The organism is Massilia sp. Se16.2.3 (assembly GCF_014171595.1).
Classification (GTDB): Bacteria; Pseudomonadota; Gammaproteobacteria; order Burkholderiales; family Burkholderiaceae_D; genus Telluria.
In genome coordinates this window covers 2,986,630-3,010,156 of the sequence record NZ_CP050451.1, presented here as the reverse complement: position 1 = coordinate 3,010,156, position 23,527 = coordinate 2,986,630, and the positions used below count along the sequence as shown (strand labels likewise).

Sequence of the window (23,527 nt, the reverse complement as noted above, 5' to 3'; positions counted from 1 at the left end):
TTACGAGGCCGGCGGGCGCCGGCCCGCGGGATTATTTGAGCGCGCCGAAGGGGTCGCTCGAGGTGGCTGGGGGTTTTGAGGGGCTCGCGGCGGACGCGGTCGTGGGCACGGGACGCGGACGTGGTGCCAGGTTCTTCTTGCCCGGTACCAGGTCCGTTTCGCCCAGGCTGGTGCGCAGCAGCTTGGCCAGCTCCTCGGCCTCGCTCTTCACATTGCCATTCAGTTTGTTCTTGCGGGTCAGGTCCGCCAGCGCCTTGCTGGTCACGCGCAGGCCGCTCACGGCAGCGATGCTGTGCGCCACCGTGTCGTCGGGATCGCGTGCCAGCGCTTCCTGCGCGTTCACGATCGCCTCGCCGTAATGCGCGCTGTCGAAGCGCATCTGCGCCATCCGTACCCATGGGGTCTTCTCGGTCGGGAAGGTCTGGCTTGCGCTTTTCAGCGCAGCATAGGCCTTGTCGTGCTGGCCAGCGGCGACAGCGGCGTCGGCCGCTTTCATCGCGCTCGCCATCGTCGTGCCCGCGGCAGCGCTGGCGGTGCCGCCGCCAGGGCTTTCGCAAGCAGCCAGCAAGGCGGCGCAGGCCAGTACCGGCATCAATCGTTTGAACATCATTTCGGTCTCCATTGCGTTGAACCAGACGCCATTATTCGGTAAGCGTTCTCAGCAGAATTGCGCGTAGTCAACATCTGGACAGGTGATCCTTGCGGGATACAAATCGCAAGGGGCTTGCGCGGCCGCAGTGGCGGCGCGTGGCGTTCCTGTTAAATGAGCGATGGTGTCATTTACGAAAGGCAATTAATTCATGAGAACTACCTGTCTGCTGTTCTGCGCGCTGTCGCTCGCCGGTTGCGCCAGCGACGGCCCTGCCGGCCGCGCACTGGCCGCCGCCGGTATCGCCAGGGCCCCGGAGATGCCTGATGCCGCCAAACCGCCGCGCAAGGTCGCCCTGCGCCTGCACGCCGCGCCGCGCCTGAACGTCGACGCCAAGGGACGCCCGCTGGCACTGGTGGCGCGCGGCCCCAGTTGCGCCAGCAAGCCGCCTTTGCCGCCGCTCCCTACGACGCCTTCCTGACGCCCGGTGCCGACAAGGAAGCGTTCGGTGCCGACCTGGTCGCGAGCAAGGACATCACCCCGGTGCCGGGACAACGCTACGAGGTACTGGAACAGGTGGGCCGGGAAGCGGGCTATGTGGGCGTGGTCGCGCTGTACCACTCACCCGCACCCGGCCGCTGGCGCCTTGCCTTCGATGCGGCGCAGGCCGAGAAGGCCGGGCTGACGGTGGGCATGCAGGCCTGTGCGCTGAGCGTCGGCACTGGCGCGCAGCCAACCGATTCAAATGTCAATGACCTCGGATCTGCGCGCTGTCAATAAGCACGCATCTGCTTCCAGCAAGCTCAACATTTTCCGCTTTCCCATTTCTTCGAGAGGTGACAGTGAACATGCCATCGAAACTGCTGTGGGGCGAAGGACTATTCCTGCGTCCACAACATTTCCAGCAGCAGGACCGCTACCACGAGGCGCGCCTGAACCAGACCGCGCGCGCGCTGCACCCCTACGCCTGGGGCGTGCGCCGCCTGGTCGTGGACCACGAGGCCCTCAAGCACGACGTCCTGCGCATCGACGCGCTGTCGCTGCTGTTCCCGGATGGCGAACTGTATCGCGCGCCCGAAGGCGACGCACTCCCTTCCCAGGTGAAACTGGGCGCGCTCGCCCCCAGCACCCAGACGATCACCTTCCACGCCGCCCTGCCCGCCCTGAAGGCCCATGGCGAGAACTGCGCCGAGCCCGACCTGCACCGCATGGACGCCCGTTTCGTCCAGCACGAGCGCGACACCCAGGACCTGTTCACGGCCGCCGCCGATGCACCGCTCACCTACCTGAAGAAGACCCTGCGGCTGGTGTCGGACGAGGATGCGCTCGACGCCTACGAGAGTTTTCCCCTGCTGCGGCTGCGCCGCGTCGCGACCGGCGGCTTCGAAGTCGATCCGGCCTTCATCGCCCCGAGCGTGGCAATCGACGGTGCGCCCGGCCTGCACAACCTGGTCGCGCGGCTGATGGAAAAGCTGCTGGCGAAGGTCAACGCCCTGTACGGCCACATGCGCGAGCCGAGCCGCAAGGTGGTCGAGATCCGCGGCGGCGACATGTCCTCGTTCTGGCTACTGCACACGGCCAGCACCGGCTACGCGGCGCTATCGCACTACCTGCACCATCCCGAATTGCATCCGGAGCGCCTGTTTTCCGACATGCTGGCCCTCGCCGGTGGCCTGATGGCCTATTCGCGGAACTATCGCCTCGAAGACCTTCCTGCCTATGCGCATGCCGATCCGGGGCCGGCGTTCGCGCGCCTGGCCGACATCCTGCGCGACCTGCTCGATACGGTGGTATCGAGCCGCTACTTCTCGATCGCGCTCAGGAACGACCGCCCGTCCTACCACGTGGGCGCGCTGGACTCGGGCAAGATCACGGGCCAGACCGCGCTCTACCTTGCGGTGTCGGCCGACATGCCGGCGCTGCAACTGGTCGAGGTGGTGCCGCTGCGCTTCAAGCTCGGCGCGCCGCAGGACGTCGACAAGTTCGTGCTCTCGGCCCTGCCCGGCGTGAAGCTGATGTATGCGCCGCAGGTGCCGGCGGCGCTGCCGGTGCGGCCCGATACCTGCTACTTCGCCCTCGAGAACAAGGGGCTACTGTACGAGAACATGCTCAAGGTCCAGGCGATCTCGATCTATGTCCCGAACGGTATCCGTGACCTGCAACTCGACCTGATCGGGGTGGCAGCATGAGCGCCCATGTCGAACGCCGCGCGGCACCGGCCGCCCGCAGCACCGGCGGCGCCAACCCGCAGTCACTGGTCGACCTGATGTACGAAGGTTTCTACGCCCTGTTCCTGCTCAAGAACGGCTGCGGCCCGCACGACAAGGCCGCGTTTGCCGACCACATGACGGCCTTTCTCGGCGATGTGGACCGCAATGCCAAGGCGATCGGCGTGGCCGCCGAGGATGTCACGGCCGCGAAATATGCCTTCTGCTCGGCGGTCGACGAAATCATCCTGCGATCGGACTATGAAGTGCGCGAAGCCTGGGAGACACGCCCGCTGCAGCTGCGCGTCTTCGGCGACCAGCTCGCGGGCGAGCACTTTTTCAACCGCCTGGAAGACCTGCGCGCGAAAGGCAGCGTGCACCTGCAGGCGCTCGAGGTGTTCCATATGTGCCTGCTGCTCGGTTTCGAGGGCCGCTACGCGCTCGACGGCCATGACAAGCTGAATTACCTGGTGGCGCGCCTGGGCGACGAGATCGCGCGGATGCGCGGCAAGAACCGCGGTTTCGCGCCGCACGCCGAGCGCCCCGACCAGGTCGTCAACACGCTGCGCAGCGATCTGTCCTTGTGGGTGCTGACATCCGTGTTCACACTGGCTGGCCTCACCGCCTACGTCGGCTTTCGCGCCAAGCTCGGGCACGACACCGAAAGCACCCTGGCCGCCTACAACGACCTGGTCAAGCTGCCGCCACGTGCGGCGAACGTGACGATCACCCTGCCCTGACGCTGCGATATCCCCTGAAACGACACCGCCGGCAGCAATGCCGGCGGTGTTTTTCATCCTGGCCTTTGCAGGCCGCGAGCAGCTATTGCACGACCTTGAACTCGATGCGGCGATTCCGTGCGCGCCCATCCGGCGTGCGATTGTCCGCCACCGGCCGGTCCGGTCCTTCGCCCGACACCATGATCGACTCGCCCTGGATGCCGCGCGCGGCGACATAGGTCTTCACGGCCTCGGCACGCGCCTGGCTGAGCGAGAGGTTGCCGGCACGCGAGCCTGCGTTGTCGGTGTGGCCGATCACTTCCACCTTGATGCCGTTCAGCTTTTTCAGCGCTTCGCTCATCTGGTCGAGGATCGCCATGCCGGACGGCGTCAGCGCGGCCTTGCCCGACTCGAACTCGATGATGCGGTTCGCCAGCGCGGCATCGAGCACGTTCTGCTCGGAGGCCACCACGCGCAGGCCGTTGTTGACGATGTAGGTCGGGTTCAGGCTGGCGGCGATGTCACCGGCAATCTGCTGACGCTGTGCTTCGCTGGCGACGTCGCCGCGCAGGCTGACCGTGCTGCCCTCGACTTTGAGCTGGCCACGGCTGATCATTTTCAGGTTGGGACCGATCAACCGTGCGACATAGTCGTTCCAGTTGGCCGGCGCCGCGACGGGGCCGACGCCCAGTTGGTCGACCACCCGGTCGGCGCCGTACACCGCGCGCAGGCGCGCCAGCAGCGCGGCCTTGCTGGCCTCGTCAGCGACGGTACCGGCCACCACGATGGGTGCCGCCGGCGCGGGTGCCGGCGCTCGGGCATGGGCGTTTGCCGCACCGAGGGCAGCAAGCGCGAGGACAAGGACGTGTTTCATGAAGCGCCTCCGATGAAAGTCTTGAGGAACAGCTCGCGCGCCAGCTTCAGGGGCAACTGCGGCTGGTCGAGATAGCTGGCCAGCGCGCGCACGTCGACATCCAGCCCGAGCTGCTCGTCGATCCACCCGGTATCGATCATGCGCACCTGCTGCTCGCGCGCGACATGCGGATCGATGATGGCGCGCAGCGCCTGGGCGGCGGCGCCGCAGAAACCGATGACCAGCACCGGCCGCCCTTCCAGCCGGGTCAGGAACAGGGCCAGGTCGAATTCGGTGCGGCGAACAAAAGGCGCCACCAGCTCCAGCCAGAACGCCGCTACCGGCGCGCGCAGCGTGTGCTCTTCGGGCAGCGGCAGCACCAGGCTCTTGTCGAGCCGCGTGGGTTTGCTGTGCATGACCGGCTGGAGCAGGAGACCCAAGGCCAGGATGATGCGGCTTGCGTCTTCGCCGTCGAGCAGCCCGGCCAGGCCGCCGACCGTGCCGCTGGCCAGAAAGTCCGCCAGCGCCCCATCGCATTCGCCCGGGGTGATGCTGGCGTCGCTGATGCCTTGCAGGTGCAGCGCCGGGTCGCAGGCTTCCACGACCTGGGGCGCGGCCGCTTCCGGGAAGGGACCAGAGCGGCGCGAAGGCCAGCGGACAGCGGGAGACAAAGGCGGCCGGATCGGCAACGTCGAGCGTGCGCATCATGAGAAAAGAAAGCGCCGGCCCGGCGCGTCATGGCTGGCGACGAGGTGTCCGGCCAGCGCATGGCGCCGCGCCGGCCCGACGAAGGCAAAGCTGACCGGTGCCATGGCATCGTAGTTGATCTTCCAGCGCGCATCCGACGGCAGCTGCTGCATGACGGCGGCCAGCCAGTCGTCGAGCATGCCGACCGCGGTGGCATCGTGCGCCAGCTTGACGAAGTCGCTGCGCGTGGGGATCTTGCCGAAGTAGCCGATCCGGTGCGATACGGGTGCGCGCATCAATGGCTCCCCGCGCCCAGGCTGGCCACGGTCGGATAGGCAGCAGCCCGGCCGACGATGGCCGGCGGCAGGCGCATGCCCCGGAAGCCCTTGCCGCCGCTGGAAGAACTGGCCGTTTCGGCACTGCTGACCAGGCGCAGGTCCACCGCCACCGACACGTTCGGACCATTCCAGCGCAGCTCGACGACGTCGGCGCTCTTGCGCTTCTGGCTGGCCGCTTCGATCATGCGGCGCATGCCGAACTGGCCGGGTTCGTTGAACAGTTCCACGGTGCGTCCATCGAAGGTCACGGCGCTGATGCGCGCCCCCGAGGTGCCTGGGCCAGGGTGCACCATGTTGGTCCACACCGGCGGCGTATTCCGGTAGCGCAGCTGCTGGCCGTCGATTTCGATCGTGTACTCGGTGGTGCCGGGCGCCGGCTGCGCTTGCAACTGGAACACCTTTTGCGGTCCGGCGGCAGACGGCGCAGCGACGCCATTGCTTGACAGCGGCGCCACCCAGCCGGGGAAGTTCGACACCGCCTGCGGCACCAGCGTGATGCCGATGTCGGCCCAGGTGCGTGGCGAGAGCACGTCGCCGCGGCGCACGACCAGCGGCCCCATCGAGGTGTTCACGAACTTCGCCACGACGCCTTCGGGACCGAAGAACTGGCCGATCTCGGTACTGGTCGCCTCGATCTTGCTGGCGATGGAAAACGGATACTTGTCGGCCAGCGACTTCTGGAAAGGCTCGACCACCTGCGCCTGCCAGGTCTTGTTGATCTCGGACTCCGACGGCAGCACGATCATGGCGAAGGTCTGTACCAGCGGGCGCACCAGCAAGGGACGCAGCGCGGCGCGCTGGCTGTCGCTCATCCCGGTCAGCATCTGCTCGTCGACGTATTTGAGGGCGTCGGCCAGCTCCGAACCTGTGCCCTCCAGCGTCTGCTGCATGAACTGCTTGGCGCCGGGACCGGGATCGCCCTGGTTCTTCAGGCTGTTCAGGCGCGTGCGCAGGCGCGACAGGCAATCGAGGTAGCCGTTCATCAGCGAGGCTTCGCGCTCGCGCGCACCGACCAGGCGCGCGACGCCGGCGAACTCGCGGCCGATCGGCCCCATTGCGCCGGCGCCGCCCGCCGTGCCTGCTCCCACCGGTCCGACCGCGTCGGCCAGCGTGCGTGCATCCGACGGTGCGCGGCGCAGGATCACTTCCTTGAACCACGCCAGCAGGCTGCGCTCGGTCTTGCCCATGCTGGCGCGCGGCGCCCCCGGATTGTCCCAGGCGGTTTCGTCGTAGATGCTCTTCAGCAGGCGCGCGATCGGCGAAGTCTGCGGGTCGCCCAGGCGATTCATCGCCTGCACGCTGCCGTCGAAACCCTTCAGGTCGGCCACCGTCACGCCACCCACGAAACGCACCCATTCCTTGGCATACTCGGTCTTGTACATGTCGACCAGGGTCTTCTGGATCTGTTCAGGACTGCCCTCCAGCGTCAGGTCGTCCTTGGCCACCGTCTTCAGTACCCAGTCGGTGCTTTGCAGCTCGCGGTTCGAAGCATCGCGAATGGCACCGATGACGTATTTTTCCCAGGCCTCGCGGGTAAAGGCGCCGCTGACCGCATGACTGCCCGCTACCAGACCAGCGTCGCCCTCGCCCACCAGGCGTGCCACCGTCACTGCCGGGAAGCGGGTGGCGGCGCGGGTCTTGATGTCGGCGTAGACGCGCTCGCGCGCCGGCGTGCCGCGCACCACGCGGCGCAGGTTTTCGCGGGCCGCGTCGAGCAGGCTCAGTTTCAGGGTCACCTGCGGCCAGGCCTGGTCGCCGATGTGGGCCAGGTGAAAACTCAGCAGGCGCTCGGCGCTGCGGATCATCTGCTCGCGCGGCATGGCGCCGCGGTTGGCCTCGAGCCAGGTGCGCCAGTAGCGCGTCAGCTGGTCGTTCAGGTGGCCCGGTTCGGCGTGCTCCTTGTCGCCCAACATCAGGTAGGTCTTGAGCGCGTTGTAGGCATCGGCCACGTTGGTGGGCGAGACGTCCTGGTAGGGCTGGCCGGGACGCGCGCTCGGCGCGCCCAGGGCATTCGGGTCGAGTTCGGCGGCATGCGCGTTCACTTCGGTCAGCATGTTCTCGAGCGAGTTGGCAACCGGCTCGACCATCACGGCGCGCACGCCGGCAAAATACTCGTCGCGCAGCTTGCGCTCCAGTTTATCGCCCTGGTACAGGCCGAAAGAAAGGGCCAGCGGCTGGTCCTCGCGGTATTTGTCGAGCTGCTCGATGCGGTCCTGCAGGATGTCGAGCGCTTCCAGGCGCGATTGCAGGTCATGGCGCTTGTCCTGCAGGCGCACCGCTTTATCGAGGTCGGCCTGGACGTTCGCCACCAGCTGGGCATTGCCCATGTAGGCCCAGCTCCAGCCGCCCAGCGCCGCGCCCAGGACGATGGTCGCTCCGAAGAAGGCGGCATACTTCAGGCGCGTACTGGCCGGGTTGGTGTAGCGTTTGACCAGGTCCTTGTCGGCGAAAATCACCTTGCGGAACAGCTCCAGCAGGAAGTAGCCGTCGCCGTCCAGTTCCGCCTCCTCGCCCTGGCGCTCGCGCAGTTCGAGGTCGAAGCGGCTGGCCACGCGCCTCGAGGACAGGTCCTGCACGGTGCCTTCCTGGAGCGCGCTGGTGAAATAAAAGCCGCGGAAGACCGGCTTGAACTGGTAGGTGTTTTCCTCGAACAGGGTGGCCAGGAAGGCGCGCAGCGGCGTGCGGATGGCCGCGAATTCGAGCGGGAAGGTGAACACGCCGGGGCGCATCCGGGTGCTGCGGTTGCCTGCCATGTTAGCCAGGCTCAGTTCCTTCAGCCCCTCGTGCAGCTCGTCGAAATGGGCATCGAAGAAGGCCAGTACGTCCTGGGGCGAACTGCGGCGGTTGTAGCGCAAGGTCGCGCCCCAGACGCGATCGCGCTCGCTGCGTTCGCTGTCTGCGAAGAAGTCGGAGAAGCCGGCAATCAGGTCGGCCTTGGTGAAGATCACGTAGACGGGGGCGTACACGCCCAGGCGCTCGGTCAGTTCCTGCACGCGCGTGCGCAGGCTCTTGGCCAGCTCGATCGAGGCGCCCGCCGGTCCGCTCGTCAATTCAGCGACGCTGACGGCAATCAGGATGCCGTTGATCGGCGCGCGCCGGCGGTGTTTTCGCAAGAGGTCGAGGAAGCTGAACCACTCATTGCGGTCACCTTCCTGCACCGAGTACCGTCCGGCCGTATCGAGCAGGATGCCGTCGGTGGTGAAGAACCAGTCGCAGTTGCGGGTGCCGCCCACGCCCCGCACTGCCTTGCTGCCCGGGATAGGGAACGTCAGGCCGGAATGGGCGATGGCGCTGCTCTTGCCCGCCGCCGGGTTCCCGATGATCATGTACCAGGGCAGCTCGTAGAGCGCCGCGGACCCGCGCATCAGGCCCAGCTTCGAGCTTTTGATCGTCGAGATCGCCTCCAGCATGTTCTTGCGCAGCACCGCCACTTCGCTCTTGCCGCGCTCACCCTCGGGGCCAGCGGCATCGGCGCCGGCCGCCAGGCTGGCCGAGAGCCGCGCGGCGGCGCGCTTGTTCAGCACCAGACGCACGCTCCAGTAGATGCCCCACAAGGCCATCAGCGCAAGTGTCGCGATGACGGCCCAGGCGAGGCCGAGTTCGAAAGTGTCGACGCTGAGGAAAAGGATGCCGACCAGGGCGGTGATGCCGATCACGACAAGCACGCGGCTGTCGGTGAGGAACTTCCAGAGACGGGCCATAGCGGGGGCGTGTGAGAGTGGTTGAAAGTCGGAAAAGTCGGACAGGCAATGCTCGCACTAATTGCCTACCGAAAATTTGACCTTTCGCAAACCCGCGCCCGCGCTGTCGGAACGATGGTACTCAGCGGCGCATCACCCCGCGCAGGCGTAGTTCGGTGTGGCCCAGGTCCATCATTTTCCAGCGCCCGCCCCAGGTCAGGCCCAGCTGTTCGGCGACCTCGCCATACAGTTGGTAGCCGCGCATTGCCCATGGATCCTTTTCCGAAATCACCAGCTTGCCATCACGCCAGAACGCGCAATCGGCCGCCAGGCCGTACTGGTGCCAGCTCTGGAAGGCGCGGGCGTTGGTCACCGCGCCCCCCATCTGGGCCAGCATGTCCTGGCGCGCGGGGCTGCGGTAGCCTTCCAGCAGCGCCATTTCGTAGCCATATTTTTCCTTCATGATCTTGAACGCCAGCAGCAGGCGCTGGTTGAAGTCCGGATGCATCAGGCCCCAGTTGCGGCTGGCGTTGACCAGCATCGGCCGTACCTGTTCGACTTCCTGGGTGGTAAAGGCCAGTGGCGGCGGATCGCTGGGCGGCACCAGCTGTTCGCCACGCAGCAAGGCCGCGATTTGGGCGTCCGGCAGGGCCTCGCTCGGCTCGTATCCGGGCAGCATGTCGGGCGTGCGCATGACCAGCGCCAGCAGCGAGGGGATGGCGACCGCGGGCACGGCGATCGCCGGGATGACGGCATGCCGGCGCAGCAGCTGGCGCGCGCCGCTGCCCCCCTGCCGCCAGCGTGCGCCGCGGCTGCATCGGCTCGCGCGGTGCGGTCGGACGCCTGCGGACGACGCGCGCGACGCGGCCGCGCAAACCGAACACCCACCCGAGCACGATCGCGCGTCCGCCTGGGAAGCAGGCAAGCCAGATCAGGCTGCAGGCGAGGCAAAAGTACAAAAGTGCGATAAAGATCAGCATGGCTTTCCCCAGATTGTTTCTAATCGAGCAGAAACGCCCATCTTAGGAGGTATCCCGTGCGCCCTACAGACGAAAATCAAGCAGCCTCGACAAGACCCAACCTGATGTCGTCGCGCCGCAGCGCCGGCGAAGACAACATCCTGGCCATGCTTGAACGCGACTCGGCACGCCGCAACGGCACCCGTGTGTCGAGCGCGCGCCTGGCCTGGTATGGCGCTGCCGCCGCGCTCACCGGTATTCTCGCCGGCGGGGTCGCCTGGCTGGCCTACGACAACCACCAGACCGTGCGCGAGCTGCAGGCCCAGTACGACGCAGCAGCCGCGGCCGAGCGCGTCGATGGCGAAACCATCGTCACGCCCGTGCCGGGCAGCCCCTCCGCGTCCCCCTGCCCGGGTCGCCACAGCCGATGCCCCCGCCGCCGCCGCCATCGTCGTCGACGAGCGTCCGCGCATGCGCACCGCGCCGCCGCCGCTGGTGATGCTGCCCGCGCACGAAGCGGCGGCCGCCAAGCCGGCAGCGCCGGCGCCGGCAAGTCCCGCACCGGCCGTGGCCGCCACCGCGCCCGCGCGCGCGGCGGTGGTCCACGCCGCCAGCCGCCGTGGTCGCGAAACCGTCCACCGTGACGACGAAGCCGGCGGCCGTGGTGCCGAAGCCGTCGACGCCGCAGGCAGCGAAGAGCGCGCCACCACGCCCCGCCGCGCGCCCGCAGGACAAGCGCGTCGTCAAGCTCGCCCGTGCAGCCGATGCCAAGCCTGGCGCACGCCGTACCGCCGCCGTCAAGGGCAAGGCTGCAGCCACGGCGGCATCCGGCGCCGCCACAGCCGCTGCCGGTGCGCGCAATCGCAAACCCGTCCCCGGCAGCGAACAGCAGGTGGACGGCGACGTCGCCCTGATCTCGGCCATCATCTCGCAGTCGGAGCGCCACCGTGGCGAACGCGAGCCGGCCGGCACTTGCAGCGGGGCCAAGTGCCTGCCCAGGCCCGCCCGTCCCTGATGTGGCAAAAAACCACGGCCGTCCGGCGCGGCGGCTGAAACCGCTGTGCCGGGGCGATGCGGGACGCTATACTGTACAAAAGCACAGTTGCGCGTCTCGAGATGAACAGGGTTCTGGAAAACGAGTTTTATTACCTGGATAACTTCCAGGCGGTGCTGGACTGGATCGGCCAGCGCTACAGCGACTTGCTGACCGACGAAGAACAGGCCTTCATTGGCGCCTTCCCCGGCTTGCCGCAGCCGGCGCGCGCCCTCTTCGTGCGCATGGTCATGCGCAAGGGCGCGCTCTTCCGCGCGACCAAGCTGCGCTACCCGGAAATCGGCTGCCCGGTCGCGGCCGCGCAGCAGTTGCTGCCGACCGGCTGGGTGGCGCTCGACCCCGAGGTAACGCTCGACGAGTTGTTCGACCTGCTGCTCAAGCCGGAAATCGCGGCCGCCTTCGCGCCGCAGCTGCGCCAGAAAACCGCGCGCAAGACCGAGCAGCTCGAACAACTGCGCGAACACTTCGCCGACAGCCGAGCTTTCTCCGCCTGGTATCCCGGCTGCGACGACGTCGCATTGCGCATCCTCGTCAAGCCCCTCTGCGACCGCCTGCGCCTGATCTTCTTCGGCAACCTGCGCCAGGACTGGACCGAATTCGTGCTGTCCGACCTGGGCGTCTACCGGTTCGAGCAGGTCGAGTTTTCCGATGCTTCGCGCGGCTTTCGCGAGCGCGCCGACATCGACCACTACCTGCAGCTGCATGCCTGCAAGGAACGCTTTGCCGCCGCCACCGAACCGGTCGACACTATCCTCGACGACCTGCCCGCGCATGCCTTCCACAACGATTGGCTGGAAAGCCGGCGCGAGAAGTTCCTGTTCCAGGTTGGCCAGCACTTCGAGAAGGAAAAGGACTGGACCCGCGCCCATGCGGCCTATGCGCGCTGCAGCTACCCCGGCGCGCGCGGGCGTGCGATCCGGGTGCTGGAGAAAGCCGAACGCTACCTTGAGGCCTGGGAGCTATGCGAGGCCGCCCGCGGCTTGCCCGAGAGCGAAGCCGAACGCCAGCACCTCGGACGCATCGGCCCGCGCCTGGCGCGCAAACTGGGCCATCCGCGCACGGTCGCGCCGCGCGCGGCCGGCCCGGTGCGGCTGGACCTGTGCCTGCCGCTGCCCGTGGGCGACTGGTGGGTCGAGGGTGTCGTGCGCGAACACCTGGCGATGGATACCGCTCCCGTGTTCTATGTCGAGAACATGCTGGCCAACGCCCTGTTCGGCTTGCTGTGCTGGCGTGCCATCTTCGCGGCCATTCCCGGCGCCTTTTTCCACCCCTTCCACCGCGGTCCGGCCGACCTGTACAGCCCTGATTTCGGCCGGCGCCGCGCGCGCGAATTCGACGACTGCCTGGCCCAGCTCGAGGACGGCCGCTACCGTGCCACCATCCTCGAGCACTTCGAGACCAAATTCGGCATCGCCTCGCCTTTCGTCGGCTGGGAAGCGCTCGATCGCGCCCTTCTTGAACTCGCTCTCGACTGCATTCCGCCGGCCCACCTGCGCAAGTGGTGCGAACGCATCCTGCTCGACGTCCAGGCCAATCGCACCGGTTTTCCCGACCTGATCCAGTTCTGGCCGGCCGAGCGGCGCTATCGCATGATCGAGGTGAAGGGGCCGGGCGACCGCCTGCAGGACAACCAGCTGCGCTGGATCGACTACTGCGCCGCGCACGAGATGCCGGTGGCGGTGTGCTACCTGCAGTGGGAGCAGGCTGCTTGAGGTCCCGATGAGCTACGTCGTCGCCGTCCGCGCACTCTGCGAGTTCACCGCCAAGCAGGGCGACCTCGACTTTCGCTTTACGCCTTCGCCCACCGCCCAGGAAGGCATCGCCGGCCACGCGGTGGTGGCGAGCCGCCGTGGCGAGCACTATCGCACCGAAGTCTCCCTGTCCGGTGACTACGGCCCGCTGCACGTGCGCGGCCGCGCCGACGGCTTCGACCCGGACCAGAACCTGATCGAGGAGGTCAAGACCTACCGCGGCAAGCTGTCCTCGATACCAGAGAATCACCGCCAGCTGCACTGGGCCCAGGTGCGCGTCTACGGACACCTGCTGTGCCGGCAGCTGGGACTGGAGCAGGTCGAGCTGGCCCTGGTCTATTACGAGATCGGCAGCGGCCACGAGACCTCCCTGCGCGAAACGCGCAGCGCCGCGGAACTGCAGGCGATCTTCGAAGACCAGTGCCGCCGCTTTGTTGCCTGGGCCGAGCAGGAACTGCGCCACCGCGAAGCGCGTGACGCCGCCCTCGCCGCGCTGCGCTTTCCCCATGCGGCCTTCCGTCCGGGCCAGCGCCAGCTCGCGGAACCGTCTTCCACGCCAACAGCAGCGGGCGCTGCCTGCTGGCCCAGGCGCCCACCGGCATCGGCAAGACCATCGGCAGCCTGTTCCCGGTGCTCAAGGCGGCGCCGCGCGAGAAGCTCGACAAGATCTTCTTCCTCGCGGCGAAAACGCCGGGCCGCCAGCTGGCCCCGACGCCGCCGCGGCCATTGCCGCCAGCGCGGCCGATGCGAACGCCGGCACGCCCGTGCTGCCGCTGCGCGTACTCGAACTGACCGCGCGCGACAAGGCCTGCGAACACCCGGACAAGGCTTGCCAGGGCGATTCCTGCCCGCTCGCCAGGGGGCTTCTACGACCGCCTGCCGGCGGCGCGCCAGGCGGCGCTGGCCGTACCCGTGCTCGACCGCGCAGGCTTGCGGGAGGTCGGCCTGATGCATGACGTCTGCCCCTACTACCTGGGCGGCGAAATGGCGCGCTGGAGCGACATGCTGGTCGGCGACTACAACTATTATTTCGACGGCAGCGCGATGCTCTACGCGCTGGCCCAGAAAACGGCTGGCGGGTCAGCGTGCTGGTGGACGAGGCGCACAATATGGTATCGCGTGCGCGTTCGATGTACACAGGCGAACTCGATCGCGCCGCCCTGCGCCTGGCGCGCGCGGCCGCGCCCGAACCGGTCAAGAAGGCGCTGACCAAAGTCGCACGCAGCTGGGGCGACGTCGACGCAAGCAGCGGCGCCCCTTACCGGTGCTGCCGGCGCCCCCTGAAAAGCTGCTCGCCACGCTGGCGGCGGCATCCAGCGCCATCAACGACTACCTCGCCGAAACCGCGGTGCCGCTCGACGATGCGCTGCAGCGCTTCCACTTCGATTCGCTGGGCTTCCAGCGCCTGGCCGAAAGCTTCGGCGAGCACGCGCTGTGCGACCTTTCCCGCGATGGGCGCGACGGCAAGGACACCACCATCTGCATCCGCAACGTGGTCCCGGCGCCCCTACCTCAAGCCGCGCTTCGAGGGCGCCCATTCGGTCACGCTGTTCTCGGCCACGCTCAGCCCCGGCACTATTTCGCCGACTTGCTCGGGCTGCCCGAGAACACCGGCTGGGTCGACGTCGAGTCGCCCTTCTCGGCCGGTCCAGCTGGCCGTGCACATCGCTGCCCGCATCTCGACGCGCTACAGCCATCGCAGCGCCTCGCTGGCGCCGATCGCGCGCCTGATGGCCGACCAGTACGCGGCCGCACCAGGCAACTACCTGGCATTCTTCAGCAGCTTCGATTACATGGAACAGGCGGCGAACGCATTCAGCGAGCGCCATCCCGCCGTGCCGGTCTGGCGCCAGGAACGGCGCATGAGCGAGGCCGAGCGCGCCGCCTTCCTCGATCGCTTCCACCCGGACGGGCGCGGCATCGGATTCGCGGTGCTGGGCGGTGCGTTCGGCGAAGGCATCGACCTGCCCGGCGCGCGCCTGATCGGCGCCTTCGTCGCCACGCTGGGCCTGCCCCAGCTGAACCCCGTGAATGAGCAGCTGCGCGCCCGCATGCAGGCGATGTTCGGTGCGGGCTACGACTACACTTACCTGTACCCCGGCTTGCAGAAGGTGGTGCAGGCTGCCGGACGCGTGATCCGTACGGAACTCGACCGCGGCGTCGTCTACCTGATCGACGACCGCTTCGATTCCGCCCAGGTGCGCGAACTGCTGCCGCGCTGGTGGCAGGTCGATACCCTGCCCGTCAACTAGCGCATCAGTTCCTTCAGCTTCTGGTAGCCGCTGCGGCTGACGGGCACGCGCTTGCCGTCTTTCAGCACCGCGCACCAGCTGTCCTTGGTCGGCGCCTCGATGCGCTCGATCGCGCCCAGGTTCACGATGTAGGAACGGTGCACGCGCACGAACAGCGCCGCGTCCAGGCCCTGCTCGAGTTCGGCCATCCGCCCGTTCTTCAGGTGGGTCTTGCCGGCGGCGCTGATCTGCACATAGTCGTCCTGCGCCTCGATCCAGTCGATGCTGGCGGTCGGCACCACGTGGACGCGGGCGCCGTCGCGCACCAGCACGCGCTCGAGCGGGCCATGGCGGCGCGCCGCCTCGTGCGCGACGCCTTCGAGCTGCTCCACCGGATTGGCGCGCGCCGCCACGTTGGCCAATGCCTGGGCCAGGCGCTCGCGGCTGAAGGGCTTGAGCAGGTAGTCGAGCGCGCGTACCTCGAAAGCCTTCAGCGCGAACTGGTCGTAAGCGGTGACGAACACGTAGCGCGTGCGCGCACCGCTTAGCTCCACCACCTCGAAGCCATCGAGCTTGGGCATCTGGATATCGAGGAAGACCAGGTCGGGCTGGAGTTCGCCGATGGCTTTCACGGCCTCGAAGCCGTTCGCGCATTCAGCGACGATCTCGACCTCGGGATGGGCCGCCAGGTACTCGCGCAGCAGCGCGCGCGCGAGAAATTCGTCGTCGACGATGATGACCCGCATTCAGTTCTCCATTTGATCAATCGTTTCCGCAGGCAGCGCCAGGTCCACGCGAAACGAGTGCGTCTCGCGCGTGAAGTGGACGCTGGCCTCGTGGGCATAGGTCGCGGCCAGGCGCTGGCGCACGTTCGCCAGGCCGATGCCGCAGCCGGCGGCCGCCGTGCCGGGCGTCTCGTCGTCGGCATCGTTCTCGACGCGGATACGCAGCAGCGCTCCATCCCGTTGGGCGGCAATGCGCACCGTACCTCCCTCGACCAGGCCGCCGATGCCGTGCTTGACCGCGTTCTCCACCAGCGGCTGCAGCAGCATCGGCGGCAGCAGGCAGGTGCCGGCATCATCGGCAATGGTCTCTTCGAAGGCCAGGCGCGCGCCGAAGCGCACCTGTTCGATCCCCACGAAAGCACGTACCAGCGCCAGCTCTTCCTCCAGCGTGACCTTGCGCTGCGCGTCCAGCCCCAGGCTGCGGCGGAAAAAGTCGGACAGCTGCAGGGTCATGCCGCGCGCGGCCGCGGGGTCGATCGAGGTCAGCGCACTGATGGAATTGAGGCTGTTGAACAGGAAGTGGGGATCGACCTGGGTGCGCAGCATGCGCAGCTCGGCTTCCTGGGCAGCGAGCTGCATTTCGAGTTCGCGCCGTTCCAGGCCGCGTGCGCGTTCGAATTCGAGCACCAGGTATTGCGCCGCCGCCGTCAGGCCGTAGAGGATGACGCCGAGACCGAACATCAAGGTGGCGATCGCCCGGTTCAGTGCCGGCAAGCCTGGCACCAGCTCGCGCAGCAACTCGCTCCAGCCGCCGCCGGCCACGCTCCATAAAGCGCTCACGCAGACCGCTGTGCCCACGAACACGCCGGGCACCGACAGCGGCGGACTGCTGGCGATCGGATAGGCGCGGCACAGGTAATACGTCGAGAAGCCGCTGGCGCAGCCGAACACCAATGTCAGCGGGACGGCGAACAGCAGGCTCGCGCCCCGGGGGCGCCGCTGGCGACGGCAACCACTCCGCCCAGCAGGCCGCCCAGCAGCAGCCAGCCGGCCAGGTACAGCAGCATGCTGCGCCGCCTGTCCGGCGCGCCCCGGGCCGCGCCGTCGACCGTGCCGGACATCAGTTACGTACTTCCACGCCGCCCATGATCGCGTAGCCGCGGACGATCAGGCGCTTGCTGTTGTCGGGTGGCCGCACTGTCTTCTCGTCGAAGCCGCCCATGATCGGGGTACCGTGCAGGATCACGGTCCAGTCGGGCGGCACCTTCAGCGTCACGCCGCCCCAGAACGCGAACACGTTGATGATCGCTTCGCCGGTCATCGACGCCTGGCGCAGGTCGAGCGCACAGCCGCCCATGACCGCGGTGACTTCGCCGCCGCGGAAATCCGGCGTGTGCACGCGCCGGTCGAAGCCGCCGAGCACCGCCGTCACGTCCACCGTCTGCGCGATCTCGCCGGCCTTGTCGTCGATCACACCGTGGGTCGGGTTGCGCGGGCCGGTCACTGCCCGGTACACCAGTACGCCTCCCATCCCGATCAGCACGAGCGGCCAGGCGCTGCGCCAGCTGACGTAAATGAGACCGAGGCGCTGCAGGATCATCGCGGTGCCGATGCCGATCCCGGCCAGGCCGACCAGGTAGCCGTTCGGGCTGGACGTATCGAGCAGTTTGGCGACGCCGGCGAAGATGAACACCATGGGCCAGAAGGCCAGCGCGTCGTGGACGTCGATGATGTCCAGGTTATCGAGGAAGAACAGCAAGCCGATGGCAATCACCATCACGCCCATGACGACCTGGCTGGTGACGCTGCGGTTGGCGCGGGCATCGCGGCGCGCTTCCCGACGCGCCTGCCGTGCGGCGCGGCGCTCGTCCATCGTGTCCTTAAACATGGTCGTTCTCCTTCGATTGCGGGAAGCGGCGGGCAATGACCGGGGCCAGCACCATCTGCAGGCCCCCCATCAGGATAAACAGCGGCCAGCTGTTCCCGAAGGTCAGTCCCAGCAAACCCTCGAACACCGCAAACAGCCACAAGCCGACGAAGACGGTCCAGAGGCCATTCCTGAATTCGCGTGCGCTGGGATAGCCGATGGTCTGGTTGATGCCCGCCACGACCAGCAGCAGCGGCCAATAATGCCACAGGCTGCGCATGTCGAGGACGTCCAGGCGGTCGAGCAGGAAGACCGTCCCGACCGCGATCAGGACCAGGCCCCACATCATCTGCTTGCGCATCGTATAGTTATCGTCACTCATATTACCCTCCGTGTTGTGATGTAAGCACGATAAGGGCGGGCGGCGCGGCTGGAAAGCGGCTTTCGGCGAACGGCGGCGCGCGCTCGGTGAATGGCGAAGGTTTCGGCGACTGGCGCGAATGTGGGGGCGAGCGCGGCGGCGGGCAAAGCAAAGGACGAAAAAAAGCCCGCCTGGCGGCGGGCTTCGTTCCGGCAGCGCGGCTTGCTGCCTGTATGGTGATGCGTTGTGCCGGGGTCAGGCAGCCGAGGCCGACAGGCTCATCGGTGGCTGACCCTTCACCTGATTGCGATACTTGGCACGGGCTTCGGCGATCTTGACCGCTTCGCGTGCGATGTTCATGCGGCGGATGTCGAGACGTTCCTCGCGGCCGCGGTGTTGGGCTTCGTGCTTGTTGCCAATGCGCTTGGTCATGTGCTTCTCCTCTGTTGAAAGTGTGCGCGGAAGGCCCGCGTCAGGAGCGGCCGCTGGCCAGCTTCATCTGCGACGGCGAGACCATCTCCCACCCAAGCTGGCGGCGGATCTCCTCGGGGGTCGGCGGCGGTTTCGGATCGCGCGACCGGCGCTCGAGGTATTCGCGCACCAGGTGTTTCGGTGGATTCTTGGTCGTGACAGACATGCGGCCTCCGCTTGTCGATTAAGCCGTCGCCCTGCGGCGGCGGCCGAAAATTGGTGCCGATCCTCGAGGCGACCGGCTAACCTGTTGAGATATTTGGCCACCTGCAGAACGAATTCGCTGGCGCCTCACTCACACGGCTCCATCATATCGACTGGGCTCGATCGCCACTGTTAGCTGCCGCACACTGGAGGCACGGATGAGCTGCCAAAGCGGCGCGTCTTCGCGTAGGACTGGACATACACCGGTCGGCACGCCCCGTATGATCATGAAAAAGGGGAGCCGCGGCTCCCCCCTCGTCACACTACGCTCCCCGGTCAGAACTTGTATTTCAGGTTCACGTAGAACTGCCGGCCGCTGACGTCCAGCTTCTGCTGCTCCTCTTCGCTGTAGCGATAGTAGGCGCGCTTCACGTTGGTCAGGTTGGTTGCGTCAAACGTCAGGATCAGGTTCGGCGTGAGGTTGTAGCTGGCGTTGAAGGCCAGCGTCGTCACCGGTGCCGCCATCGTCGGCGCGGTCGGCATCGCCACGCCGTTGATCACCGACATGCCCTGGCTGTTGGCCGTCGGCGAAGGCGCCGTGCTGCTATTCACGTACTCGCCACGGTAGTTGGTAACCAGGCGCGCCGAAAGCCTGTCGTTTTCGAAGTAGAGGCCCAGGTTGCCGGCCCACTCGCTGGCCCCCACCATCGGCCGGCCATCGTCGACCTTCGTCTTCGCGCGGCTGACGTTCGAGGTGAATCCCCAGGGGCTGGCGCCGAACGGCTGCTCGTACGACAGTTCCAGGCCGCTGATCTCCGCGCCCTGTTGCGACGAGGTATTGATGAAGAAGGGCTTGACCGTGTTGTCACGCGGGTCGGTCAGGTCGATCGTCGAGGTGCCGACGGTGCCGGTTTTCACGTAACCATCGATCTTCGAGTGGAAGAGGCTTACCGATACGGCTGAACGCGGTGCGAAGAACCACTGCCAGGACAGGTCGACATTGTCCGACGTCAGGGGTTTCAGGTCCGGGTTGGGACCGGTGACCTTGCAGCCGCTGGCGTCGCAGGCGGGCGTGCCGAAGCCGGTGCCGTAGGCATTGTAGTTCTGGCGTCCGATCGTGCGGCTGGCGCCGAAGCGGGCGATCATGTCCTGTGTGATCTCGTAGCGCAGGTTCAGGCTCGGCAGCACGTTATTGAAGACGCGGTGGCTTGCCGTCTTGTAGTACATGGTGCCCCCCTTCGGATCGAAGGGAAGACCCGAGCTGGCGTCGAACAGGGCCGAGGCGTCGCCAGCGTCGTTGATCGCGCCCGGATAGGCCGCGCATGGCACCGGCGTGGTGCCCGGCGGGTAGCGGTCGCACGGACGCTTGCCAGTGGCCGGGTCGGCCGGAATCGGCACCGGAATATTCGCGTCGACCGTCGTGCGCACATAGCGCACGCCGACGTTGCCCGACCAGCGGTCGAACTCCAGGTTGGCCATCAGGTAGGCCGAGGCCTGGCGCTCGCGCATGTCGATCTCGGAACTCACGCGGCGCTCCCAGGCACTGGAGGTTTCCTTGATGTTCTCGGAAATATAGGCGCGGGTGGCTTCCGGCGTGTAGCTGAAGCCGGTGTTGTCCCAACCGTTGCCGTCGAGGCCTGCGCCGAAGTCGCCCGGATACGGCACCCAGCCCGTCATCGGCGTCGGCGTCGGCGTGGTCACGCGGCCGGTGGCGGCGTTGATCGTGATCGGCTGGCGGAAAGCGGGCCCCCAGCGCCCGCTGGTGCGCTTGTGGTCGGCAAAGCGCACACCCGATTCGAGCGACTGCACCCAGCGCGTATTGAGCTTGTACTCGGCGTCAAGCTGCGCGCTCGATTCCCGGTCGACCGTCTTCACGCCCGATGCCGCGCGGTCGACGATGGTGTAGCCGCTGCCGTCCGCGTTCAGGCCGGGCTGGTTGCTGCCGGCGTTCTGATACGCGACGAACGGCGCATCGTGCAGGCCGCCCAGCGCGTACGAGATGCCGGTGCCGTAGCGTGCCAGGGTCAGGCCCTGGTCGCGGTCGGTCTTGCCGACGCCGCGGGTAGTCGACAGCAGGGCCTTGAGGATCAGGTCCTGGTTGACGCGATACTTGGCGTCGAGGTCGAGGAAGGAGCCCGTGCCCTGGGCGCCGTCGCGGAAGAAACCTTCCGAGTTGCCGACGTATTGCGGCGTGGTGCCGTCGGGGAAAACGATGTCGGCCGCCTTCAACACTTTCAATTCATGCCCGTACATCGTGCGCTCGGTCACGATCACCGGGTTGCGGATTTGCGCATAGACGCGCTGGCCGTTCGAGTTTGTGTTGGCCGAGGTAGCGGCGGTGGCGCCCAGCGGCTGGTTTTTGCCGAGCAACATCGAGTAGATGGCGCTCGAGGTCAGGCGGCCGTGGTTGTTCGCGTCCATGGCCGAATGGAAACCGGTCAGGGTGACGTCGAAGTCCTGGTTCGGCTTGAACTGCATCGAGATCAGCCCGCCCTTGCGGTCGCGCACGGATTCGACAAATTCCGAGCTCATCGAACCAGGCAGGCGTACGCCGTTCAGGTCGGCTGCCGTGTAGCCGCTGCCGGCGAGCGAGGCGTCGGTCACGCCCAGCATGGTCGAGGTGTTGACGACATCCCAGCCGCTACTGGTGCCGTAGGCGAAGCGCGACACCGAATCGCGGCGCACATAGCGCTTCTCGGCGAAGGCCTGCACCATCACGCCGAAGGTGTTGGCCTCGTTCTTCCAGTTGAGCGTGGCATTGAAGTCCGGCGCGGTCTTGTCGGGCAATTCGGTATAGCTCAGGCCGCCGCTGATGACGCCGGTGAAACGCTCCTTGGCCTGCAGCGGCTTGCGAGTAGTGACGTTGATGGTGCCGGCCAGGCCGCCATCGACGATATTGGCCTGGCTGGTCTTGTAGACCACCGCCTGGTTGAGGATGTGCGAGGGCACCAGCGACAGGCTGGTCGAGCGCGAGCTCGAGGCCTGGTCGGCCACGTACCAGTCGCCCACCGACACCGAGTGGCCGTTGAACATGATGAGCGACATGTCCGGATTGGTGCCGCGCATCGAGACCTTCTCGGCTTCGTCATAGTCGGTGCGCACGGCAACGCCGGCCAGGCGTTGCAGCGAGTCGGCCAGGTTCTTGTCGGGCATCTTGCCGACGTCTTCCGCGGTGATGACTTCGACGTTGGCGGCCGCGTTCTTCTTGACGCCCAGCGACTTCGCCATCGACGCGCGAATCCCGGTTACCTCGACGGTCTGCATCCCGGTGTCAGGGCCCGTCGTCTGCGCCATGGCCGGAACGGCTGTCAGGTTCCACAGGGCCATCGACACGGCAGCTGCCAGCGGCTTTTGTTTGAACATGGTTCTGTCTGCTGAATATAGGTAGGGTGTGATGCTGTCGGCAGGCAGGCGCCGCCATATTCGTAGTATTGGCTATAAGTTAACAGCTGAAAAATACCCTGTGCGGCCCCGCCTATAACTTGAAGGAATGTTCGAAACTCGCGACAACAAGGTTATGACCGGGCGACAAATATTCATTGTCACCAGAGCGGACGGCAGGTTAGCGTTGCAGGAAAATATCGTGGAGACCCACCATGCGCTTCATTCCCCTGCTGCTGGCCGGTACCATCCTTGCCGGCTGCGCCACCCCTCCCGGCCCGCCCGTCCCAGCCTCGGCAGGCATGCCAGCGGTCTCCCTCGAGAACCTGCTGCAAAAACCGATCTACCAGATGAGCCCGGCCGAGGCGGGCCGCTACGTCGCCTGGGTACATGAAGCCGAACCAGACCTGCGCAAGCGTATCGCCGCGATCGGGCGCAAGAACCTCGGCCAGCCCTACCTGTTGAACCTGCTGGGCGAGTTCCCTTTCGAGGTGCACGACAATTTGCCGTTGTTTAGCCTCGAACGCAGCGACTGCGTTGTCTTTGCGGAACACACCTATGCGATGGCCCTGTCGCGCTCGTGGGAAGAGTTCTTCTGGATGCTGCAGCGGATCCGCTACCGCGAGGGCGTGATCGGCGTGGCCACGCGCAACCACTACACGGAGATGGACTGGAACGTCGCGAACCGCTGGCTGGTTACCGACATCAGTGCCGAACTGGCCGGCGCCGGCGGCCCTTCCTACGAGATGCGGGTCGACCGCGCGCGTTTCTTGCAGACACGCCACAACACCCGTCGCGACATCCCGGTTGAAACCAGCCGGCAAACCTATGTACCGAAGGAAGCGGTGTCCGCCATCGCCGGCCAGCTGCAGGAGGGCGATTTCGTCAACGTGATCTCGACGCGCGACGGCGAGCACTGGGCCTCGCACGTCGGTCTGGTGGTGCTGGGGCCGGGCGGCGAGCGGCGCTTGCTGCATTCGCAGGCGCCCAGGGTGCGCGAGGAAAGCTTCGACTCCTTCATCGGGCGTGCGCTCGAACGCGAAGCGCGCGATGCGCGTGAAGGCAAGAACGGCCAGCGCCTGGCCGGATTCAAATTCCTGCGTCTGAACGACAATATCGTGGTGCCGCCAATGGCGCCACAGCCACGCCCGGGGACCTGATCGACAGGGATGGCGTCCGGATCCTGCCGCCGTCCCTGCTACTACCCTGCACGGGCCGCGCATGGCGGCCGTTCGCGCCTGCGCCTCCATCCCGCATGAAATGGCCGTGCCCCCGCTCGGGCTGCCCGGTAGGCGCACAGCGCCACCTTCTCCCTTCTTTTCATCCTGCCGCAAATTAATTCCAATTGGAATTAATCTCGCGGAAACGGCCTATTAATTTCCTGGAGTCATTTCCAGAATTAAATAAACAGACCTTTTCGTTTTAATTCACATTTCTCGGTTGAGCAGCCTCAAACTCATCAATCCGATGACGCCCGATAATAAACTTACTCAGCAACAGTTACTCTCAT

At 66.6% G+C, this 23,527-nt stretch carries 21 protein-coding genes and 2 pseudogenes; 9 read left to right on the top strand and 14 right to left on the bottom strand.

All coding sequences use genetic code 11. From position 1 onward, the window contains the following. Positions 1 to 31: 31 nt before the first annotated feature. Entirely contained in the window at positions 32 to 610 is a 579-nt protein-coding gene (locus tag G4G31_RS13750; protein ID WP_182988173.1) for a tetratricopeptide repeat protein, read from the bottom strand. A 190-nt stretch (positions 611 to 800) separates the two neighbouring features. Between G4G31_RS13750 and G4G31_RS26090 the strand changes: the two genes are divergently transcribed. From G4G31_RS26090 to icmH, 4 genes are all read left to right on the top strand, one after another. Further along, positions 801 to 1,070 carry a hypothetical protein gene (locus G4G31_RS26090; protein ID WP_229424964.1) on the top strand — a complete coding sequence of 90 codons (270 nt, stop codon included), beginning with the start codon at positions 801 to 803 and terminating at the stop codon, positions 1,068 to 1,070. Continuing rightward, entirely contained in the window at positions 1,022 to 1,369 is a 348-nt protein-coding gene (tssJ, locus tag G4G31_RS26085; RefSeq protein WP_229424963.1) for a type VI secretion system lipoprotein TssJ, read from the top strand. Before G4G31_RS26090 ends, tssJ begins: the two co-directional genes overlap by 49 nt. A gap of 62 nt (positions 1,370 to 1,431) precedes the next feature. Next, positions 1,432 to 2,778 carry a type VI secretion system baseplate subunit TssK gene (gene tssK / locus G4G31_RS13740; protein ID WP_229424962.1) on the top strand — a complete coding sequence of 449 codons (1,347 nt, stop codon included), beginning with the start codon at positions 1,432 to 1,434 and terminating at the stop codon, positions 2,776 to 2,778. After that, the gene (gene icmH, locus G4G31_RS13735; protein ID WP_182988172.1) at positions 2,775 to 3,536 is read left to right on the top strand and encodes a type IVB secretion system protein IcmH/DotU; all 762 of its coding nucleotides are present in this window, start codon (positions 2,775 to 2,777) and stop codon (positions 3,534 to 3,536) included. Before tssK ends, icmH begins: the two co-directional genes overlap by 4 nt. Before the next feature lie 82 nt (positions 3,537 to 3,618). Here icmH and G4G31_RS13730 read toward each other — a convergent pair whose 3' ends face one another. From G4G31_RS13730 to G4G31_RS13715, 5 genes and pseudogenes are all read right to left on the bottom strand, one after another. Next, a complete protein-coding gene (locus G4G31_RS13730) occupies positions 3,619 to 4,389 on the bottom strand; it encodes an OmpA family protein (protein WP_182988171.1) in 771 nt (256 codons plus the stop codon). After that, on the bottom strand, positions 4,386 to 5,039 hold the full coding sequence (locus G4G31_RS13725; protein WP_229424961.1) for a hypothetical protein: 654 nt from the start codon (positions 5,037 to 5,039) through the stop codon (positions 4,386 to 4,388). The genes G4G31_RS13730 and G4G31_RS13725 overlap by 4 nt, the downstream gene beginning before the upstream one ends. Before the next feature lie 33 nt (positions 5,040 to 5,072). Beyond that, positions 5,073 to 5,351 carry a type VI secretion system-associated protein TagF gene (gene tagF, locus G4G31_RS26080; protein WP_229424960.1) on the bottom strand — a complete coding sequence of 93 codons (279 nt, stop codon included), beginning with the start codon at positions 5,349 to 5,351 and terminating at the stop codon, positions 5,073 to 5,075. After that, positions 5,351 to 9,094, bottom strand: a complete 3,744-nt coding sequence (tssM, locus tag G4G31_RS13720; RefSeq protein ID WP_182988170.1) for a type VI secretion system membrane subunit TssM — start codon at positions 9,092 to 9,094, stop codon at positions 5,351 to 5,353. The genes tagF and tssM overlap by 1 nt, the downstream gene beginning before the upstream one ends. 121 nt (positions 9,095 to 9,215) lie before the next feature. Beyond that, positions 9,216 to 10,053, bottom strand: a pseudogene (locus G4G31_RS13715) (M15 family metallopeptidase). Positions 10,054 to 10,109: 56 nt separating this feature from the next. Here G4G31_RS13715 and G4G31_RS13710 point away from each other — a divergent pair. From G4G31_RS13710 to G4G31_RS13695, 4 genes and pseudogenes are all read left to right on the top strand, one after another. Continuing rightward, a complete protein-coding gene (locus tag G4G31_RS13710) occupies positions 10,110 to 10,676 on the top strand; it encodes a hypothetical protein (protein WP_182988169.1) in 567 nt (188 codons plus the stop codon). Beyond that, positions 10,673 to 11,047: a hypothetical protein gene (locus G4G31_RS13705; protein ID WP_182988168.1), complete on the top strand. Its 375-nt coding sequence runs from the start codon at positions 10,673 to 10,675 to the stop codon at positions 11,045 to 11,047. Before G4G31_RS13710 ends, G4G31_RS13705 begins: the two co-directional genes overlap by 4 nt. 101 nt (positions 11,048 to 11,148) lie before the next feature. Then, positions 11,149 to 12,798 (top strand): VRR-NUC domain-containing protein, encoded by a 1,650-nt coding sequence (locus G4G31_RS13700; RefSeq protein WP_182988167.1) that lies wholly within the window; start codon positions 11,149 to 11,151, stop codon positions 12,796 to 12,798. Between the two features lie 7 nt (positions 12,799 to 12,805). Continuing rightward, positions 12,806 to 15,089, top strand: a pseudogene (locus G4G31_RS13695) (ATP-dependent DNA helicase). Here the strand turns inward: G4G31_RS13695 and G4G31_RS13690 are convergent. The 8 genes from G4G31_RS13690 to G4G31_RS13660 all read right to left on the bottom strand — a co-directional run bounded on the left by G4G31_RS13690 (position 15,086) and on the right by G4G31_RS13660 (position 21,999). Next, the gene (locus G4G31_RS13690) at positions 15,086 to 15,814 is read right to left on the bottom strand and encodes a LytTR family DNA-binding domain-containing protein (protein WP_182988166.1); all 729 of its coding nucleotides are present in this window, start codon (positions 15,812 to 15,814) and stop codon (positions 15,086 to 15,088) included. The pseudogene G4G31_RS13695 and the gene G4G31_RS13690 overlap by 4 nt on opposite strands. After that, entirely contained in the window at positions 15,815 to 16,744 is a 930-nt protein-coding gene (locus tag G4G31_RS13685; protein ID WP_229424959.1) for a sensor histidine kinase, read from the bottom strand. It lies immediately after the preceding gene. A gap of 5 nt (positions 16,745 to 16,749) precedes the next feature. Continuing rightward, positions 16,750 to 16,914, bottom strand: a complete 165-nt coding sequence (locus G4G31_RS26075; RefSeq protein ID WP_229424958.1) for a hypothetical protein — start codon at positions 16,912 to 16,914, stop codon at positions 16,750 to 16,752. Further along, positions 16,914 to 17,681, bottom strand: coding sequence for a LiaI-LiaF-like domain-containing protein (locus G4G31_RS13680; protein ID WP_229424957.1), 768 nt, complete (start codon positions 17,679 to 17,681; stop codon positions 16,914 to 16,916). The genes G4G31_RS26075 and G4G31_RS13680 overlap by 1 nt, the downstream gene beginning before the upstream one ends. Next, positions 17,674 to 18,042, bottom strand: coding sequence for a LiaI-LiaF-like domain-containing protein (locus tag G4G31_RS13675; RefSeq protein ID WP_182988165.1), 369 nt, complete (start codon positions 18,040 to 18,042; stop codon positions 17,674 to 17,676). The genes G4G31_RS13680 and G4G31_RS13675 overlap by 8 nt, the downstream gene beginning before the upstream one ends. Before the next feature lie 234 nt (positions 18,043 to 18,276). Then, positions 18,277 to 18,453: a hypothetical protein gene (locus G4G31_RS13670; RefSeq protein ID WP_182988164.1), complete on the bottom strand. Its 177-nt coding sequence runs from the start codon at positions 18,451 to 18,453 to the stop codon at positions 18,277 to 18,279. 40 nt (positions 18,454 to 18,493) lie between these two features. Continuing rightward, positions 18,494 to 18,658 (bottom strand): hypothetical protein, encoded by a 165-nt coding sequence (locus G4G31_RS13665; RefSeq protein ID WP_182988163.1) that lies wholly within the window; start codon positions 18,656 to 18,658, stop codon positions 18,494 to 18,496. Positions 18,659 to 18,972: 314 nt separating this feature from the next. Next, positions 18,973 to 21,999, bottom strand: coding sequence for a TonB-dependent receptor (locus G4G31_RS13660; RefSeq protein ID WP_182988162.1), 3,027 nt, complete (start codon positions 21,997 to 21,999; stop codon positions 18,973 to 18,975). A gap of 233 nt (positions 22,000 to 22,232) precedes the next feature. On the opposite strand from G4G31_RS13660, the gene G4G31_RS13655 reads away from it, so the two are divergent. Beyond that, positions 22,233 to 23,177: an N-acetylmuramoyl-L-alanine amidase-like domain-containing protein gene (locus G4G31_RS13655; RefSeq protein WP_182988161.1), complete on the top strand. Its 945-nt coding sequence runs from the start codon at positions 22,233 to 22,235 to the stop codon at positions 23,175 to 23,177. Positions 23,178 to 23,527: the final 350 nt, after the last annotated feature.

Excerpts from the sequence above, each read along its gene's own strand:
- G4G31_RS13750 (WP_182988173.1), bottom strand. The coding sequence starts at position 610 with ATGATGTTCAAACGATTGATGCCGGTACTGGCCTGCGCCGCCTTGCTG.
- G4G31_RS26090 (WP_229424964.1), top strand. The coding sequence starts at position 801 with ATGAGAACTACCTGTCTGCTGTTCTGCGCGCTGTCGCTCGCCGGTTGC.
- icmH (WP_182988172.1), top strand. The coding sequence starts at position 2,775 with ATGAGCGCCCATGTCGAACGCCGCGCGGCACCGGCCGCCCGCAGCACC.
- G4G31_RS13730 (WP_182988171.1), bottom strand. The coding sequence starts at position 4,389 with ATGAAACACGTCCTTGTCCTCGCGCTTGCTGCCCTCGGTGCGGCAAAC.
- tagF (WP_229424960.1), bottom strand. The coding sequence starts at position 5,351 with ATGCGCGCACCCGTATCGCACCGGATCGGCTACTTCGGCAAGATCCCC.
- tssM (WP_182988170.1), bottom strand. The coding sequence starts at position 9,094 with ATGGCCCGTCTCTGGAAGTTCCTCACCGACAGCCGCGTGCTTGTCGTG.
- G4G31_RS13700 (WP_182988167.1), top strand. The coding sequence starts at position 11,149 with ATGAACAGGGTTCTGGAAAACGAGTTTTATTACCTGGATAACTTCCAG.
- G4G31_RS13690 (WP_182988166.1), bottom strand. The coding sequence starts at position 15,814 with ATGCGGGTCATCATCGTCGACGACGAATTTCTCGCGCGCGCGCTGCTG.
- G4G31_RS26075 (WP_229424958.1), bottom strand. The coding sequence starts at position 16,914 with ATGTCCGGCACGGTCGACGGCGCGGCCCGGGGCGCGCCGGACAGGCGG.
- G4G31_RS13680 (WP_229424957.1), bottom strand. The coding sequence starts at position 17,681 with ATGTTTAAGGACACGATGGACGAGCGCCGCGCCGCACGGCAGGCGCGT.
- G4G31_RS13675 (WP_182988165.1), bottom strand. The coding sequence starts at position 18,042 with ATGAGTGACGATAACTATACGATGCGCAAGCAGATGATGTGGGGCCTG.
- G4G31_RS13670 (WP_182988164.1), bottom strand. The coding sequence starts at position 18,453 with ATGACCAAGCGCATTGGCAACAAGCACGAAGCCCAACACCGCGGCCGC.
- G4G31_RS13665 (WP_182988163.1), bottom strand. The coding sequence starts at position 18,658 with ATGTCTGTCACGACCAAGAATCCACCGAAACACCTGGTGCGCGAATAC.
- G4G31_RS13660 (WP_182988162.1), bottom strand. The coding sequence starts at position 21,999 with ATGTTCAAACAAAAGCCGCTGGCAGCTGCCGTGTCGATGGCCCTGTGG.
- G4G31_RS13655 (WP_182988161.1), top strand. The coding sequence starts at position 22,233 with ATGCGCTTCATTCCCCTGCTGCTGGCCGGTACCATCCTTGCCGGCTGC.